Annotated in this window: 11 protein-coding genes; 10 read left to right on the top strand and 1 reads right to left on the bottom strand. The window is 30.4% G+C overall.

What is annotated here, in order from left to right:
• The first annotated feature begins 82 nt into the window (after positions 1 to 82).
• Positions 83 to 1,858, top strand: a complete 1,776-nt coding sequence (locus OD91_RS09755; protein ID WP_144896198.1) for a chloride channel protein — start codon at positions 83 to 85, stop codon at positions 1,856 to 1,858.
• 1 nt (position 1,859) lies between these two features.
• Here OD91_RS09755 and OD91_RS09750 read toward each other — a convergent pair whose 3' ends face one another.
• The gene (locus OD91_RS09750; protein WP_144896197.1) at positions 1,860 to 4,478 is read right to left on the bottom strand and encodes a DUF5916 domain-containing protein; all 2,619 of its coding nucleotides are present in this window, start codon (positions 4,476 to 4,478) and stop codon (positions 1,860 to 1,862) included.
• A 98-nt stretch (positions 4,479 to 4,576) separates the two neighbouring features.
• Between OD91_RS09750 and OD91_RS09745 the strand changes: the two genes are divergently transcribed.
• The 9 genes from OD91_RS09745 (at position 4,577) to asnS (ending at position 14,904) form a co-directional block, all read left to right on the top strand.
• Entirely contained in the window at positions 4,577 to 6,550 is a 1,974-nt protein-coding gene (locus OD91_RS09745; RefSeq protein WP_144896196.1) for an LTA synthase family protein, read from the top strand.
• Positions 6,551 to 6,652: 102 nt separating this feature from the next.
• Positions 6,653 to 7,108 carry a 50S ribosomal protein L13 gene (gene rplM / locus OD91_RS09740; protein WP_144896195.1) on the top strand — a complete coding sequence of 152 codons (456 nt, stop codon included), beginning with the start codon at positions 6,653 to 6,655 and terminating at the stop codon, positions 7,106 to 7,108.
• Complete coding sequence (gene rpsI / locus OD91_RS09735) at positions 7,108 to 7,494, top strand: 30S ribosomal protein S9 (RefSeq protein ID WP_144896194.1); 387 nt, start codon at positions 7,108 to 7,110, stop codon at positions 7,492 to 7,494. Before rplM ends, rpsI begins: the two co-directional genes overlap by 1 nt.
• Before the next feature lie 142 nt (positions 7,495 to 7,636).
• Positions 7,637 to 8,494 carry a 30S ribosomal protein S2 gene (gene rpsB / locus OD91_RS09730; RefSeq protein WP_144896193.1) on the top strand — a complete coding sequence of 286 codons (858 nt, stop codon included), beginning with the start codon at positions 7,637 to 7,639 and terminating at the stop codon, positions 8,492 to 8,494.
• 26 nt (positions 8,495 to 8,520) lie between these two features.
• On the top strand, positions 8,521 to 9,492 hold the full coding sequence (gene tsf / locus OD91_RS09725) for a translation elongation factor Ts (RefSeq protein WP_144896192.1): 972 nt from the start codon (positions 8,521 to 8,523) through the stop codon (positions 9,490 to 9,492).
• Positions 9,493 to 9,601: 109 nt separating this feature from the next.
• Complete coding sequence (pyrH, locus tag OD91_RS09720) at positions 9,602 to 10,309, top strand: UMP kinase (RefSeq protein ID WP_144896191.1); 708 nt, start codon at positions 9,602 to 9,604, stop codon at positions 10,307 to 10,309.
• A 51-nt stretch (positions 10,310 to 10,360) separates the two neighbouring features.
• Positions 10,361 to 10,915: a ribosome recycling factor gene (gene frr, locus OD91_RS09715; RefSeq protein WP_144896190.1), complete on the top strand. Its 555-nt coding sequence runs from the start codon at positions 10,361 to 10,363 to the stop codon at positions 10,913 to 10,915.
• 97 nt (positions 10,916 to 11,012) lie between these two features.
• Positions 11,013 to 13,388 (top strand): RND family transporter, encoded by a 2,376-nt coding sequence (locus OD91_RS09710; protein ID WP_144896189.1) that lies wholly within the window; start codon positions 11,013 to 11,015, stop codon positions 13,386 to 13,388.
• Between the two features lie 82 nt (positions 13,389 to 13,470).
• Positions 13,471 to 14,904, top strand: coding sequence for an asparagine--tRNA ligase (asnS, locus tag OD91_RS09705; RefSeq protein WP_144896188.1), 1,434 nt, complete (start codon positions 13,471 to 13,473; stop codon positions 14,902 to 14,904).
• The last annotated feature ends 517 nt before the right edge of the window (positions 14,905 to 15,421 follow it).

Here is a 15,421-nt window from a genome sequence, read left to right as displayed (position 1 = left end):
TATGAAAAATGGCTGTTCGAGCGCAGTCGAGAACTACAAAAACCTTTCGACTACACTCAAGTAGAATATGTAAAGAAAATTAATGCTACAGACAAAAGACATATTTAAAAAAATTCTGATTTGGAGATATAAGCATATTTCCGAACAACAATTTATATATGTTTTAAGTATTTTAGTTGGTTTTTTAGCAGGTTTAGGAACTGTAGTTTTAAAAAACTTAACCTTCTTTTTCCAGAATATTCTAGAAGGGAAATTTATTAAAGACTTTCATTATTCCTTGTATTTTATTTTCCCAATTATTGGTTTGATTTTAGTGTATTACATCAAAAAAAGGTTCATTAAAAAAGAAATCGGACATGGAATTTCTACAACACTACATTCAATTTCTAAACGAAGTGGAATTATAGAAAAATACAAAATCTATGCATCATTAATTACTGCACCTATTACTGTTGGTTTTGGGGGTTCTGCAGGATTACAAGGTCCAGCCGTAAGTACAGGAGCAGCGTTAGGTTCTAATTTGGCACAAATGTTCCATATGAATACTAAAACCAGAATGCTACTGATTGGTTGTGCAACTGCTGGTGCTATGTCTTCAATGTTTAAAGCGCCTGTTGCCGCAATTATTTTTGCGATTGAAATCTTTAGTTTAGACTTGGCATTCGCTTCATTAGTTCCGCTATTATTAGCTTCGGTTTCTGCTGTAATTACCTCGTATTTTTTCTTTGAGAAAGATGCTTTACTAGGCTTTGAATTAATCGATTCTTTTGCAGTAAAAGATATTTTCTATTATATTTTATTAGGATTAGGAACTGGTTTAGCATCTGTCTATTTTTCTAAAATTTATTTTAGAATTACCAACTTTTTTAAACGAATTAAAAAACCAATTCATAGACTTATTTTAGGTGGAATTGCTATCGGAATTATGCTGTATTTAATTCCACCGTTATATGGAGAAGGTTATGGTCTTATCAATAATTTATTACAAGGAAATACGGTAGAAGTTTTAAACGATTTTCCCTACAAAGTAAACTTTGAAAATGTTTGGATTGTCATTGCTTTTTTATTGCTAATCACTTTATTCAAAGCTATTGCCATGACCACTACTTTTGCGGCTGGTGGTGTTGGAGGAATCTTTATACCGACTTTAGTGATGGGTTCTGCACTGGGAAATGTGTTTGCTAAAATTATAAATCAATTAGGAGGTAATGTTTCAGAATCTAATTTTACATTAATTGGCATGACAGGCTTAATGGCTGGTGTTTTACATGCCCCTTTAACCGCCATTTTCTTGATTGCAGAAATTACTGGCGGTTATGATTTATTTGTCCCGCTAATGTTAGTCGCTGCAATTTCATATGCATTTACTAAATACTTTATTTCAAATTCTATTTACACAGTGGAACTCGCAAAAAGAGGTGAACTTATTACACATGATAAAGACAAAAATGTCTTAATGATGATGAAAATTGATAAGCTTATTGAAACAAATTTTAAAACCGTTCAACCAGAAATGCTATTAGGAACTATGCTAAAAAAAGCTGTTTCAAATTCAACTAGAAACATCTTTCCTGTCATAAATGATGAAAAGCAATTTTTAGGAATTGTTTTGTTAGATGATATTAGACCTATAATGTTTGATAGAGAAATGTACGATAAAGTAACCGTTGAAACTGTAATGAAGACTGCTCCTGGAATAATTTTTTATACTGATTCTGTAGAAAAAATCATGCAGAAATTTAAAGAAAGTAATGCTTGGAATTTACCTGTTATAAAAGATCATAAATATGTTGGATTTATCTCTAAATCCAAATTATTAACTGCCTATAGAAATAAATTGATTGAGGTAACGAATTAAGTTACTTCACAAATCGATACGTCGCTTTTATTAAAAATGTATTATCTAAAGGTTGATTTAATATCTGATTATTTAATCCACGAGATAAAGAATTGCTAGAATCACCTGAACCTGTGATGCCTTGTGACCATACAAAAAATAATTCTGAGCCTGGAATATATTCCCATCGTGCAACTAAATTTGAACGAAATTGTACAAAAGAAAAGTTAGGATTATCAAAACTATAATCTATAGTTCCATCTAAATTTTCATCAACATTATAAACACCGTTACTTTCTGATATTTGATTGTTGCTATACCAAGTAACCCTGTCATTTATATCTTGTGACACAGCGTTATTTACATAATTAAAATTATTAAAACGGCCACGAGCAATAAATGGTTGTCCATAAAACTGAATTGACATATTAGGATTGATACTATAATTTAAACGCAGGGTTGTAGACCAATTCTGATTATCTATATTCCCTAAAATATAACGCGTATCATTTCCAAAAATTTGCTCTCCAACATATTGAGTTTTACTTGGGTTATCAGTAAATTCTGTATTTAAAGATATACTTAAAGCATTTAAAGGCTGGTAATTAAAACGTAAAACATAGCGTGTAAAGGAAAAATTGTCTTGTTTAGCTCCACTATAAATTTGCCCTATTGTAAAATTGAACTTTTTACTTTGATCAGAACCGAAAAACAAAAACATAAAATTTTCTTCAGAAAAACGCCATCTTGGTCCTCCTCTTAAAAAAGTATTGGTGAAAATTCTAGGTTTGTGAGCTCCTCCTATTTCTGTCCACCAATTATTTTTCCAATTAATAAAACCCTTAGTTTCATATTGAATTCTATTAAAATTCCCTTCAAAATCAAACTCAGTTGTCACTTCAACTTTAGCCTGTGCTCTTCTATAAATTTTTGTAGGTGTTTGCCATAAATATTCTAATTCTGCAAACTGTCGCGTATTATCAGCTTGTCTTAAAAAACCTACATCATTAAGTTCTAATTCTGGAGATCTCCACAATCCTCCAAAAGTATAACGCCAGTTTCCACCACCTCTTTTACCTCCAAAAAATCTCCCTCCTGTTCCTGTTAAAGACGTTTTATTTGGATCTACATTTACATGACTTGCATCAACTCGTTGAAATAAATGTGTTAAAGATCTTTGAGTATTTTCAATAGATTCTTTACTTCCATTTACAGAACTTAACACCAAGTTTCCTTGAAAAAAATAATCTCTATTATGCCAATTGTGTCTAAAATCGAATCCTCCAGTATATGCCGATTTTCTTAAATGATTTAACTTTCCTTGTAAACTTCTATTAGTTGCTGTAAAAATTCCGCCAACATAGGTATTTCTATTATTAAAATCTTTTTGAGCTCTTCCTACTAAATAATTGGTTAACGGTTCTACTAATTCTTCTCTTCGAGTTCCGTTATTATCAATTTCTGCATATTCGTTAGCTGTAACAGTCTCTAATAAACCTACTGACCATCCATCTTTAGTTTTTCCAGAAAATTTTGCAGCTCCTAAAATTGTTGAATTAATAGGTGTATTTGCAAATTCACCATTTGCTAGATTAGCACTTCCTTGTGGACTTCGCCCTATTCTTCTACTATAAAACACATTGTCTTGACCGTTTGCAAATCGATAATCAAAAATATTTTTATTCTCTACAAAAAATGGTCTTTGTTCATTAAAGAATATTTGAAATCCATCTAAAGCAATCGCACCTGGATCTGCCTCTACTTGACCAAAATCTGGATTAATAGTTAAATCTAAGGTTAAATCGTTTGTAATTCCAATTTTCGCATCTAGCCCTCCATTAATTTTAAAATCAGATCCATCTCTAAAAGGATTACTTCCTTCTTTTTGATATGTATCATATTGCAAAACCGTGAACGGTTGAATTTCTAATTGCTTTTGTGATTTTAAATTAACCAATCCATGCAATTCTCCAGCTTCGCTAATAAATCCAGCAGCAGAATTAGGTATTCTTTGCCAGAGTGAACGCTCATTTTTTCTAAATAAATTTCTATTTACGTTTAATCCCCAAATCTGTTCTTTATCATTTCCAAAACGTAATTGACTTAAAGGTATTTTCATTTCTGCAGTCCAACCCTTATCATCAGTTACTGCTTTCGTATACCAAATCGGATTCCAACTATCATCCCAATTATTTCCGTTTTGTGTAGCAAATTCATCACCTTTTACACCAGCAGCAGTAATCGTAAATACAAAAGCGGTTCGTTTATCATGGTAACTATCTATAATTACATTTACTCGATCTCCTGCAAAACCGTCTCTTCTAGATAACCTTTTTTGAATCTTATCTGGCTCATCATCAAAGGCTCTGATAGCTACATATAAAAACTTCTCATCATAGGTGATTTTAAATTTTGTTTGGTATGTAGGTGGCGTTCCTTCGTCAGGATCTTTTTCTGTAAAATCTGTTCCCCATTCAACAGCGTTCCAACTTTCATCATCTAAAATTCCATCAATAACTGGTATACTAGTAATTATTTTTGTTGTATAAATCTTTTTTGGAACTACAATTTTAGTTTCTTGAGCGAAGGTTTTTTGAATTATAATTAAAAAACAAAAAACAAGAATGAGGTTAGTTTTCATTGATTTTGATTTGTACATCAAATGTAAAATACTATTTTCATAAGTTTTTGTTAATTTAATTTTTAAAATCATAAATAATTTTTCTTTATTTGTGATGAATGTTTTTCAAATCTATACCAAACAGATTACAATTATTAAAAACCTTTAGCATTACTGTAATAAGTTTTGCTTTTCTGGTTAGACTCATTTTATATTTTTTTGCTTTTAAGTATATCGACTTTTCTATACTTAATTTTATAAAAATATTCTTTATCGGATTATTTTTTGATATTGGTAACCTTAGTTATTTATTAGCATTCTATGCGATATACCTATTATTAATTCCTACTAAATTTTATGGAAATTTACTAGATCGTTTTCTTACAAAATTTGCTTACGGGTTTTTCTTATTTGTCTATATATTTTCTTTTTTAGCTGAAATTCCTTTTTGGCAAGAATACCAAAGAAGATTCAATTTTATTGCTGTAGATTATTTATTATACACATACGAAGTAATTCAAAATATACATGAATCTTTTCCTCTCCCATTATTAATTCTTTTCATTATTCTAATATTAATTCTTAGCATTAAATACGCATCAAAGAAAAACGCTTATAAAAACACATTTAATAATTCAGATTCTTTTAAAACGAAACTTATCCCTTTAACAATCTTGTTGATAGTTTTTGGATTTTATCATTATTTTATAACAAATTCTAATGCAGAAGTTTTTGGCACTATTAATGAAAATGAATTAGCAAAATCGGGTATGTACTCTTTTTTTAATGCCTACAAAGGAAATGAATTGAATTATAACGAGTTTTATAAAACATTGCCTAAAGAAGAAGTATTTAAAATACTAAATCAACATATAAAAGCATCGAACGATAGTTTACTTTATGGAAACAGTATCTACAGATACACAAAAAATGATAGCATAGAAACTAAACCAAATGTAATTTTTATTGGATTAGAAAGTTTGAATGCTCGGTTCATGCAAAGTTTTACAAATAAAGATAATTGGACACCTACTTTAGACTCGCTGGCAAAAGAATCCATTTTTTTCACAAACCTATATGCAACCGGAACAAGAACCATACGGGGTATTGAAGCTATAAGCTTATCTATTCCTCCAACTCCTGGTAGAAGTATTGTAAAGCGAGACAACAATGAAAATCTTGCTACAATTGGTCATGTTTTTAAACAAAAAGGATATAGTAGAACTTTTTTTTATGGAGGAGATAGTCATTTTGATAATATGGCAAACTACTTTAGTTATAATGGATTTGATATAGTTGACCGAAGAAAATTACATCGTTTAGAACAGAAATTACCAACCAAAAGAACAAGAATTAATGATGACGAAATGACTTTTGAAAATGCTTGGGCTGTATGTGACCAAGATTTATTTAATAAAGTTTTAAAGGTTACTGATGAGCAAGCAAAAAACAATCAACCTTTTTTTAATTTTGTTATGACAAGTTCTAACCACAAACCATATACCTACCCAGATGGAGTGGTTGATATACCATCTGGTGAAAATGTAATTGGATCTATAAAATATCTAGACAAAAGTTTACATGAATTCTTTAAAAAAGCAAAAACAAAATCATGGTATAAAAACACCGTTTTTGTTATTATGTCTGACCATTGTGGTTTTAGTGCTGGTAGAACTGAAATTAATGTAGAGAATCATCATATCCCTGCATTAATTACAAATTTAAAAAATCATAACCCTATAAAAATAAACAAACTATCCTCTCAAATAGATATATTCCCTACACTTTTTGGATACTTAAATTGGTCTTACAATAACAATTTTTACGGTAAAGACATCAATAAAATGACGCCAAAAGAAGAACGTGCATTTATAGGAAATCATCGTAAAGTTGGTTTATTAAAAAAAGGGAAACTCATGCTGTTAGAAGCGCCAAGAAAACATACATTTTTCAATTGGAATAAAGAAAAAAACGACATTTCTCCAATTAAATCAGATTCAATCTTTCTTAAAGAAACAATATCGTATTATCAATCTGCTTTCGATCTGTTTAAAAACGACGGATTAAAAATCCAAAATACTTCAAAAAATTAAACTAAACAGCTATTTGTCAATTGAATAATTAGTTGTAGATTTGCACTCCTTTTTTAAGGAAAAACTATAAATTATTAATTGACAAAAACTAAAGGTGTAATTATGAACACATTAAGTTACAAAACAGTATCAGCAAACAGCGCTACCGCAAATAAGGAGTGGGTTTTAGTTGATGCGGACGGGCAAACGTTGGGTCGTCTAGCTTCTAATATTGCAAAACTTATTAGAGGTAAACACAAACCAAATTATACTCCTCACGTAGATTGTGGAGATAACGTGGTTATTATCAACGCAGAAAAAATTAATCTAACTGGTAAAAAATGGACTGATAAGTCTTACATCCGTCATACGGGTTATCCAGGAGGACAAAGATCGTTAACTGCAACAGAAATGTTTGAGAAAGATCCTACAAGATTAATCGAAAAAGCAGTAAAAGGTATGTTACCTAAAAACAAATTAGGTAGCGCTTTATACAGAAACCTATATGTGTATTCTGGTGTAGAGCACAAACATGCAGGGCAAAATCCTAAAGCTATTAACTTAAACGATCTTAAATAATGGAAACTGTACACAAAATCGGTAGAAGAAAAACTGCTGTAGCGCGTATTTATCTTTCAGAAGGTAAAGGAAACATTACAGTAAACAAGAGAGATGTAAACAACTATTTTACAACTCCAACTTTACAATATAAAGTGCAACAACCATTAATGTTAACAGACAACTTAAAATCTTACGATATTAAAGTTAATGTTTTCGGTGGTGGTGTAACTGGACAAGCAGAAGCTATTCGTTTAGCAATTACTAGAGCATTAGTTTCTATTAATGAAGAACATAGAGCTGTTTTAAAACCAGAAGGATTATTAACGCGTGACCCAAGAATGGTTGAACGTAAGAAATTTGGTCAGAAGAAAGCACGTAAGAAATTCCAGTTCTCTAAACGTTAATTTTATACTGGACATTGTTCAGTGCAAAATGTTTCGAGACTGTTATATAAATTTAATATTAACAGTTTAGCATCTAAATATATAAGACTCGAAAGACTACTTATATATTGATTTCAAAACAGAAAGTAAACACATTTTTAAAATGGCAAACGTAAACATTCAAGAATTATTAGAAAGTGGCGTACACTTTGGTCACTTAACTAGAAAATGGGATCCAAACATGGCTCCTTATATCTATACAGAACGTAATGGTGTTCACATCATCGATTTGTATAAAACAGCAGCAAAAATAGAAGAATCTGCTACTGCATTGCAAAAAATTGCAAATTCAGGTCGTAAGATTTTATTTGTTGCAACAAAAAAGCAAGCAAAAGATATTGTTGCAGAAAAAGCTGCAGCAGTAAACATGCCTTACATCACAGAAAGATGGCCAGGTGGTATGTTAACTAACTTTGTTACTATTAGAAAAGCTGTTAAAAAAATGGCTCAAATTGATAGAATGAAGCAAGATGGTTCTTTTAATGCTTTATCTAAAAGAGAAAAATTACAAATCAATCGTCAGAGAGAAAAATTAGAAAAGAATTTAGGTTCTATTTCTGATATGACTCGTTTACCTGGAGCTTTATTTGTTGTGGATATTAAAAAAGAGCATATTGCAATTGCAGAAGCTCAAAAATTAAATATTCCAATTTTTGCAATGGTAGATACTAATTCAGATCCTAGACAAGTAGATTTTGTAATTCCATCTAACGATGATGCTTCTAAATCTATAGAGAAAGTTTTATTTCATGTAACAGGTGCAATTTCTGAAGGTTTATCTAACAGAAAAGCAGAAAAAGAGAGCAAAGACAAAGCAAAAGAAGCTAAAGCTGTTGCTCCGAAAAAAGAAGAAGCTAAAACAGAAGTAAAAGAAACTAAAGAAGTTGCTGCTCCTAAAAAGGAAGAAGCAAAAACTGAAGTTGCAGAAACTGTAGAAGCTACTACTGAAGAAAAAAAATAATTACAATTTAAGAAACTATAAATAACATGGAAACGGTAAAGATTAGCGCTGCTGATGTTAAAAAATTAAGAGAAGCTACTGGAGCTGGAATGATGGACTGTAAAAAGGCATTAGTTGAAGCTGCTGGAGATTTTGATAAAGCAATTGACATCTTACGTAAGAAAGGTCAAAAAATTGCTGCAAAAAGAGCTGATAGAGAATCTACTGAAGGTGTTGCAGTAACAAAAATTAATGCAGACAAAACTGAAGGTGTTGCTATTGTATTAGCTTGTGAAACTGATTTTGTTGGTAAAAACGAATCTTTTGTTGCTTTAGGTGGTCAATTTGCTGATATCGCTTTAAATCATTCAGATAAAGAATCTTTCTTAGCTGCTGATTTTGGAGGTATCACAGTTGCTGAAAAGTTAATTGAACAAACTGGTGTAATTGGTGAAAAACTAGACATTACTTCTTTCGAAAAACTTGAAGCTGCTTATGTTGGTTCTTACACTCACATTGGTAAGATTGCCGCTTTAGTTGGTTTATCTAGCGTCGTTGATAATGCAGATGCTTTAACTAAAGATGTAGCAATGCAAATTGCTTCTATGGGAGCAACAACATTATCTTACAAAGATTTTGACCCTACATTTGTAGCTGCAGAAACTGAAGCAAGAATTGCAGTTATAGAAAAAGATAATATTGAATTAGGTAGATTAGGTAAAACTTTAAAAAACGTACCTCAATATATTTCTAGAGCTCAATTAACTGATGAAGTAATTGCACAAGCTGAAGAAGCTGCAAAAGCTGAATTAAAAGCTGAAGGTAAACCAGAACAAATCTGGGATAGAATTCTTCCAGGTAAAATGGAGCGTTTTATTTCTGATAACACTACTTTAGATCAAGAACAATGTTTATTAGATCAAAATTTCATTAAAGATGAAAAGAAAAACGTTGCAGAATATGTTAAATCATATGGTGATGTTTCTGTTAGTGGATTTAAAAGAGTTACTTTAGGGTAATTTTATTACAACATATTTTAAAAACCTCGCAAATTTGCGAGGTTTTTTGTTTTTGATAAATTTAAAAATCAAAAAAATTATGTAGTTTTGTTCAACTTTCAAAAAAACCATGCAATACAAGAGAATATTACTAAAATTAAGTGGAGAAGCTTTAATGGGTGAACGTCAATACGGAATTGACCCAAAACGTTTAGCAGAATATGCAGAAGAAATAAAAGCAGTAGTAAACAAAGGTGTAGAAGTTGCCATTGTAATTGGCGGTGGAAATATTTTTAGAGGTGTTGCTGGCGCAGCCAATGGTATGGATCGTGTACAAGGAGATCATATGGGTATGCTAGCTACTTGTATTAACGGATTAGCATTACAAAGTGCACTAGAAGACGCTGGTGTGTATACACGTTTACAAACAGCATTAGAAATAAAAGAAATCGCAGAACCTTATATTAAACGTAAAGCAATTCGTCATTTAGAAAAAGGACGTGTTGTTATTTTTGGAGCTGGAACCGGAAATCCATATTTTACTACAGATACTGCTGCCGTTTTAAGAGCTATAGAAGTTCAAGCTGATGCAATTTTAAAAGGAACTCGTGTTGATGGAATTTACAATGTAGATCCAGAAAAAGATAAAAATGCCATCAAATACGAAAATATTACTTTTAAAGATGTGATAGAAAAAGGGTTAAAAGTAATGGATATGACCGCTTTTACTTTAAGTGAAGAAAATAAATTACCTATTATTGTTTTTGATATGAATACTACTGGAAATTTAATGAAGTTAATTTCTGGAGAACAAATTGGAACAATAGTTGATAATTGATTAAAATAAAGTTATCACCTACCTAAAAATAGGTTTTAAATTAGAATAATTATGAACGAAGATATTGAGTTTATTATAGACACAGCTAAAGAAGCTATGACAAATGCGATAGAGCATTTGATTAAAGAATTACGTACCATAAGAGCAGGTAAAGCATCTCCTTCGATGTTATCTAACATTCAAGTAGATTATTATGGTTCTTTAACACCATTAGGCCAAGTTGCAAATGTAAATACACCAGATGCTAGAACTATTAGCATCCAACCTTGGGAGAAAAACATGTTACAAGAAATCGAGAAAGCAATTATGATTGCTAATATTGGTTTTAACCCAATGAATAATGGTGAAAATATTATTATCAATGTTCCTCCTTTAACAGAAGAACGCAGAAAAGGATTAGCAAAACAAGCAAAAGCTGAAGCAGAACATGCAAAAGTTGGTATTAGAAATGCAAGAAAAGATGCTAATAACGAAATTAAAAAATTAGACGTTTCAGACGATTTAAAGAAAAATTCAGAAGTTGAAGTTCAAGCTTTAACAGATCAACACATTAAAGATATTGACGAGAAATTTACGGTTAAAGAAGCAGAAATCATGAAAGTTTAATAACCTTATAAAATTTATAAAAAAGGGTGTTAAAAACACTCTTTTTTTTGGTCAAAATCCAACAACAATTTAATTACCTTTGCTTAAAATTTTATAAATGACCTTCTGGACCAAAGTCGCAGGTTTTATCTTAAGAAATAGATATTTAGTATTGATTTGCATAGCAATTGCTACAACTTTTTTGGCTTTGCAAATGAAACATATGCGATTCTCATATACAGAAGCAAACCTTTTACCTCAAAATCATCAGGCAAATTTAGATTACAATCAGTTTTTAGAAATTTTTGGAGAAGAAGGAAACTTAATCATTCTTGGAGTACAAGATGCTACAGTATTTACACCTAAAAAATTTAATGCATGGAATGGTTTAGTAAAATCATTCGATTCTTTAAAAGAAGTTGAATTTACAATTTCTATTGCTGATGTTAAAAAATTAAAAGCAGATAGAAAGAAAAGGAAGTTTGTTTTTGAACCTTTGTTTGATAAAGAACCGTCAACAAAAAAAGAAGTTAATGAAATAAAAAAACAACTTTTTGAAAAGCTCCCTTTTTACGATAATTTACTTTATAATAAAAACACACAAACACTTCAAACAGCAATTTATATTGATAAAAAAATTGTAAATACTCCTGTTAGAAGAGATTTAATTCAGAATGTTTTAATTCCAAAAATAGAAGCTTTTGAAAAGGAAAATGGCTTAGATATTCGTGTTTCTGGAATGCCATATATTAGAACGTTAAATTCCCAGAACATACAAGATGAAATTCAACTTTTTGTGGGTGGCGCTTTGCTTATAACAGCAATTATTTTCTTCTTTTTCTTCAGATCATTTAGAGCAACTTTTATCACACTATTAGTAGTAATTATTGGGGTTGTTTGGGCATTCGGATTTATTGGTTTATTAGGATATGAAATAACAGTATTAACAGCATTAATTCCGCCATTAATAATTGTCATTGGTGTTCCAAATGCAGTTTTTCTCATCAATAAATATCAGCAAGAAGTAAAAAAACACGGTATGCAAGCAAAAGCGTTGCAACGTGTAATTTCTAAGATTGGGAATGCTACGTTAATGACCAACATAACTACTGCATCAGGTTTTGCAACTTTTGTATTTGTTAAAAGTCAACTTTTAAGAGAATTCGGAATTTTAGCTTCTATTAATATCATAAGTATTTTTATTCTGGCATTATTAATTATACCGATTATTTATAGTTTTATGCCGTTGCCTAAGAAAAAGCATTTAAATCATCTTGAAAAAAAGTGGATTGAAAATGTTGTGGATTGGATGGAGCAAATGGTTAGAAAAAGAAGAATTACCATTTATATCACAACCGTTATTGTTATAATTTTAGGGATAATTGGTGTTTATAAAATTAGAGTTTCTGGTAGTTTAATCGAAGACATGCCTAAGGGAATGCAGTTTTACAAAGACATTAAATTCTTTGAAAAAGAGTTTGGTGGTATCATGCCTTTAGAAATTCTAATTGATACAAAAAAGGAAAAAGGAGTCATGAAATTATCCACTTTAAAACGCATGGATAAAATAAATGATGCAATCGAAACTTTTCCAGAACTATCTAAACCAATTTCAATAATAAATCTAGTAAAATACTCTAAACAAGCTTACTACAAAGGAAATCCTAAATATTATCAATTACCAACTAGTCAAGAACAAAGCTACATTTTTGCATACACAAAAAATTCTAACAGCAATGCTGGTATGTTAAAGAGTTTTGTCGATTCTACAGGAAGATACGCAAGAATTACAACCTTTATGAAAGACATTGGTACCGATAAAATGGATGTCATTCAAGAACGATTAAGAGCTGTGATTAAAAAAGAATTTCCAGAAGAACGTTATACCGTTTCATTAACTGGAAAAGCTTTAGTATTTATAAAGGGAACAAATTACTTAATTAAAAACTTAGTGATTTCTTTATCATTAGCAGTGTTTTTAATAGCCTTATTTATGGCATGGATGTTTAGATCACCACAAATGATTTTAATTTCGTTGATACCTAACATGCTGCCATTATTAATTACGGCAGGATTAATGGGCTTTTTTGGCATCCCTATAAAACCTTCAACTATTTTAGTATTTAGTATTGCATTTGGTATTTCCGTAGATGATACCATTCACTTTTTAGCGAAATATAGGCAAGAATTGATTGCTAATAAATGGAAAATTAAACCGTCGGTTTATGCCGCTCTAAGAGAAACAGGTGTAAGTATGTTTTACACATCAATTGTATTATTTTTTGGCTTTTTAGTATTTACAGTTTCTAGTTTTGGAGGAACAATAGCCTTAGGAGGACTGGTTTCTGTAACATTGTTATTAGCAATGGTTTCTAATTTACTTTTATTACCTTCTTTATTACTTACTTTCGAGAAAAAAATTGCCAATCAAAAAGTATTTAAAGAACCTGCAATGAGAATTTTGCCTCCAAAAGAAGAAAAAATAGAAGAATAAATTTAAGCTTTTCTTCACTATAATACTATTGCTCATCTTCTAACAAAAAAGTATCTTTACTTTTTTAACACCAAATAAGAAGATGAAGAAAAGTAGCGTTGCAGAAATTTTAAAATCAGAAACTTTTTTACAAGAAGTACAACTTAAAGGCTGGGTAAGAACATTTAGAAGTAATCGTTTTATTGCTTTAAATGATGGTTCAACCATTAAAAACATTCAATGTGTTGTTGATTTTGAAAACACCAATGAAGAAACGTTAAGAAGAATTACTACTGGAGCTGCTGTTAGTATAAAAGGAACATTAATAGAAAGTCAAGGGAAAGGACAAACTATGGAAGTTCAAGTTTCTGAATTAGAAATTTTGGGTGACTCAAATCCTGATGAATATCCTATTCAGCCTAAAAAACACAGTTTCGAATTTTTGAGAGAAAATGCACATTTACGTGTAAGAACAAATACATTTAGTGCTGTAATGCGTGTGCGTTCTTTACTATCTTATGCAGTACACAAGTATTTTCAAGAAAACGGATTTAACTATGTAAACACACCAATTGTTACAGGTTCTGATGCTGAAGGTGCAGGAGAAATGTTTAAGGTGACAACTTTTGAAGAAAATAAAGCACCTTTAACAGAAGATGGAAAGATAGATTACAGTCAAGATTTTTTTGGTAAAGAAACCAACTTAACAGTTTCTGGTCAATTAGAAGCAGAGACCTATGCAATGGCATTAGGAAAAGTCTATACTTTTGGCCCTACTTTTAGGGCAGAAAATTCTAATACTACACGTCATTTAGCAGAATTCTGGATGATTGAACCCGAAGTTGCTTTTATGGATTTGGATGGTAATATGGATTTAGCGGAAGATTTTATAAAATCGGTTTTAACACATGTTTTAGAAAATTGTAAAGACGATTTAGCTTTTTTAGATAATAGACTTACACAAGAAGAAAAAACAAAACCACAAGCGCAGCGAAGTGAAATGAGTTTAGTTGAAAAACTAAAATTTGTAGCTGACAATAATTTTAAACGTGTTTCTTATACAGAAGCTATCGATATTCTTAGAAATTGCAAACCAAATAAGAAGAAGAAATTTCAATTTTTAATTAACGAATGGGGTGCGGATTTACAATCTGAACACGAGCGTTATTTAGTTGAAAAACATTTTAAATGCCCCGTGATTTTATTCGATTATCCTGCCGATATTAAGGCATTTTATATGCGTTTAAATGAAGATGGAAAAACGGTACGTGCTATGGATGTTTTATTCCCTGGTATTGGAGAAATGGTTGGTGGCGCACAACGTGAAGAACGTTATGATGTTTTAGTTCAAAAAATGAAGGCTTTAAATATTGACGAAAAAGAACTTTGGTGGTATTTAGACCTAAGAAAATTTGGAACAGCTGTTCATTCTGGTTTTGGATTAGGTTTTGAACGTTTAGTTCAATTTACAACTGGAATGGGGAATATTAGAGACGTTATTCCATTTCCAAGAACACCTCAAAATGCTGAATTTTAAATAATTAGTAGTTTAAATCAACCACATAGTAATAACATATAAAAAACCTGACACTATAGCTAGTATATAATTATTGAGGTTGAACATTTTATGCTTTTTATATAAAAAATAAATTACCATCAAAAACATATGTAATCTAAGAGGAATAAACCATACTGAATTTTCATTAAACCAACCAACGCATGAAATTCTTTGAAATGATATTTCATAAAATAATGGAGCAAGTATAATTGCTAATAAAAAAGAAGTATACCTCGAATCTTGTCTTTTAATTTTATTAACTAAATATTGCAACGAACTTATTACGATAATTACTAAAAATGTATCTATAAAAATTCTATAAATTACAGTATAATCATTTTCTATAATTTTAAAAACAGTATCTAAATAGTTAAAAATTAACCTACCGAGATTCAAGGTCAATTTTTCAAAGCAATAATAAAATAAAATTATTATTACTATTTTAAAACCGTTATTAATACATGTTTTTATCAACTTGAATTATGATTTTATTAAT

The sequence above is a fragment of the Lutibacter sp. Hel_I_33_5 genome, from assembly GCF_007827455.1.
Lineage (GTDB): Bacteria > Bacteroidota > Bacteroidia > Flavobacteriales > Flavobacteriaceae > Polaribacter.
This window is presented reverse-complemented; position numbering and strand designations above follow the sequence as displayed.

Coding starts and splice junctions, on each gene's coding strand:
- OD91_RS09745 (WP_144896196.1), top strand. CDS start 4,577: ATGTTTTTCAAATCTATACCAAACAGATTACAATTATTAAAAACCTTT.
- OD91_RS09750 (WP_144896197.1), bottom strand. CDS start 4,478: ATGAAAACTAACCTCATTCTTGTTTTTTGTTTTTTAATTATAATTCAA.
- rplM (WP_144896195.1), top strand. CDS start 6,653: ATGAACACATTAAGTTACAAAACAGTATCAGCAAACAGCGCTACCGCA.
- OD91_RS09755 (WP_144896198.1), top strand. CDS start 83: ATGCTACAGACAAAAGACATATTTAAAAAAATTCTGATTTGGAGATAT.
- rpsI (WP_144896194.1), top strand. CDS start 7,108: ATGGAAACTGTACACAAAATCGGTAGAAGAAAAACTGCTGTAGCGCGT.
- pyrH (WP_144896191.1), top strand. CDS start 9,602: ATGCAATACAAGAGAATATTACTAAAATTAAGTGGAGAAGCTTTAATG.
- OD91_RS09710 (WP_144896189.1), top strand. CDS start 11,013: ATGACCTTCTGGACCAAAGTCGCAGGTTTTATCTTAAGAAATAGATAT.
- frr (WP_144896190.1), top strand. CDS start 10,361: ATGAACGAAGATATTGAGTTTATTATAGACACAGCTAAAGAAGCTATG.
- rpsB (WP_144896193.1), top strand. CDS start 7,637: ATGGCAAACGTAAACATTCAAGAATTATTAGAAAGTGGCGTACACTTT.
- asnS (WP_144896188.1), top strand. CDS start 13,471: ATGAAGAAAAGTAGCGTTGCAGAAATTTTAAAATCAGAAACTTTTTTA.
- tsf (WP_144896192.1), top strand. CDS start 8,521: ATGGAAACGGTAAAGATTAGCGCTGCTGATGTTAAAAAATTAAGAGAA.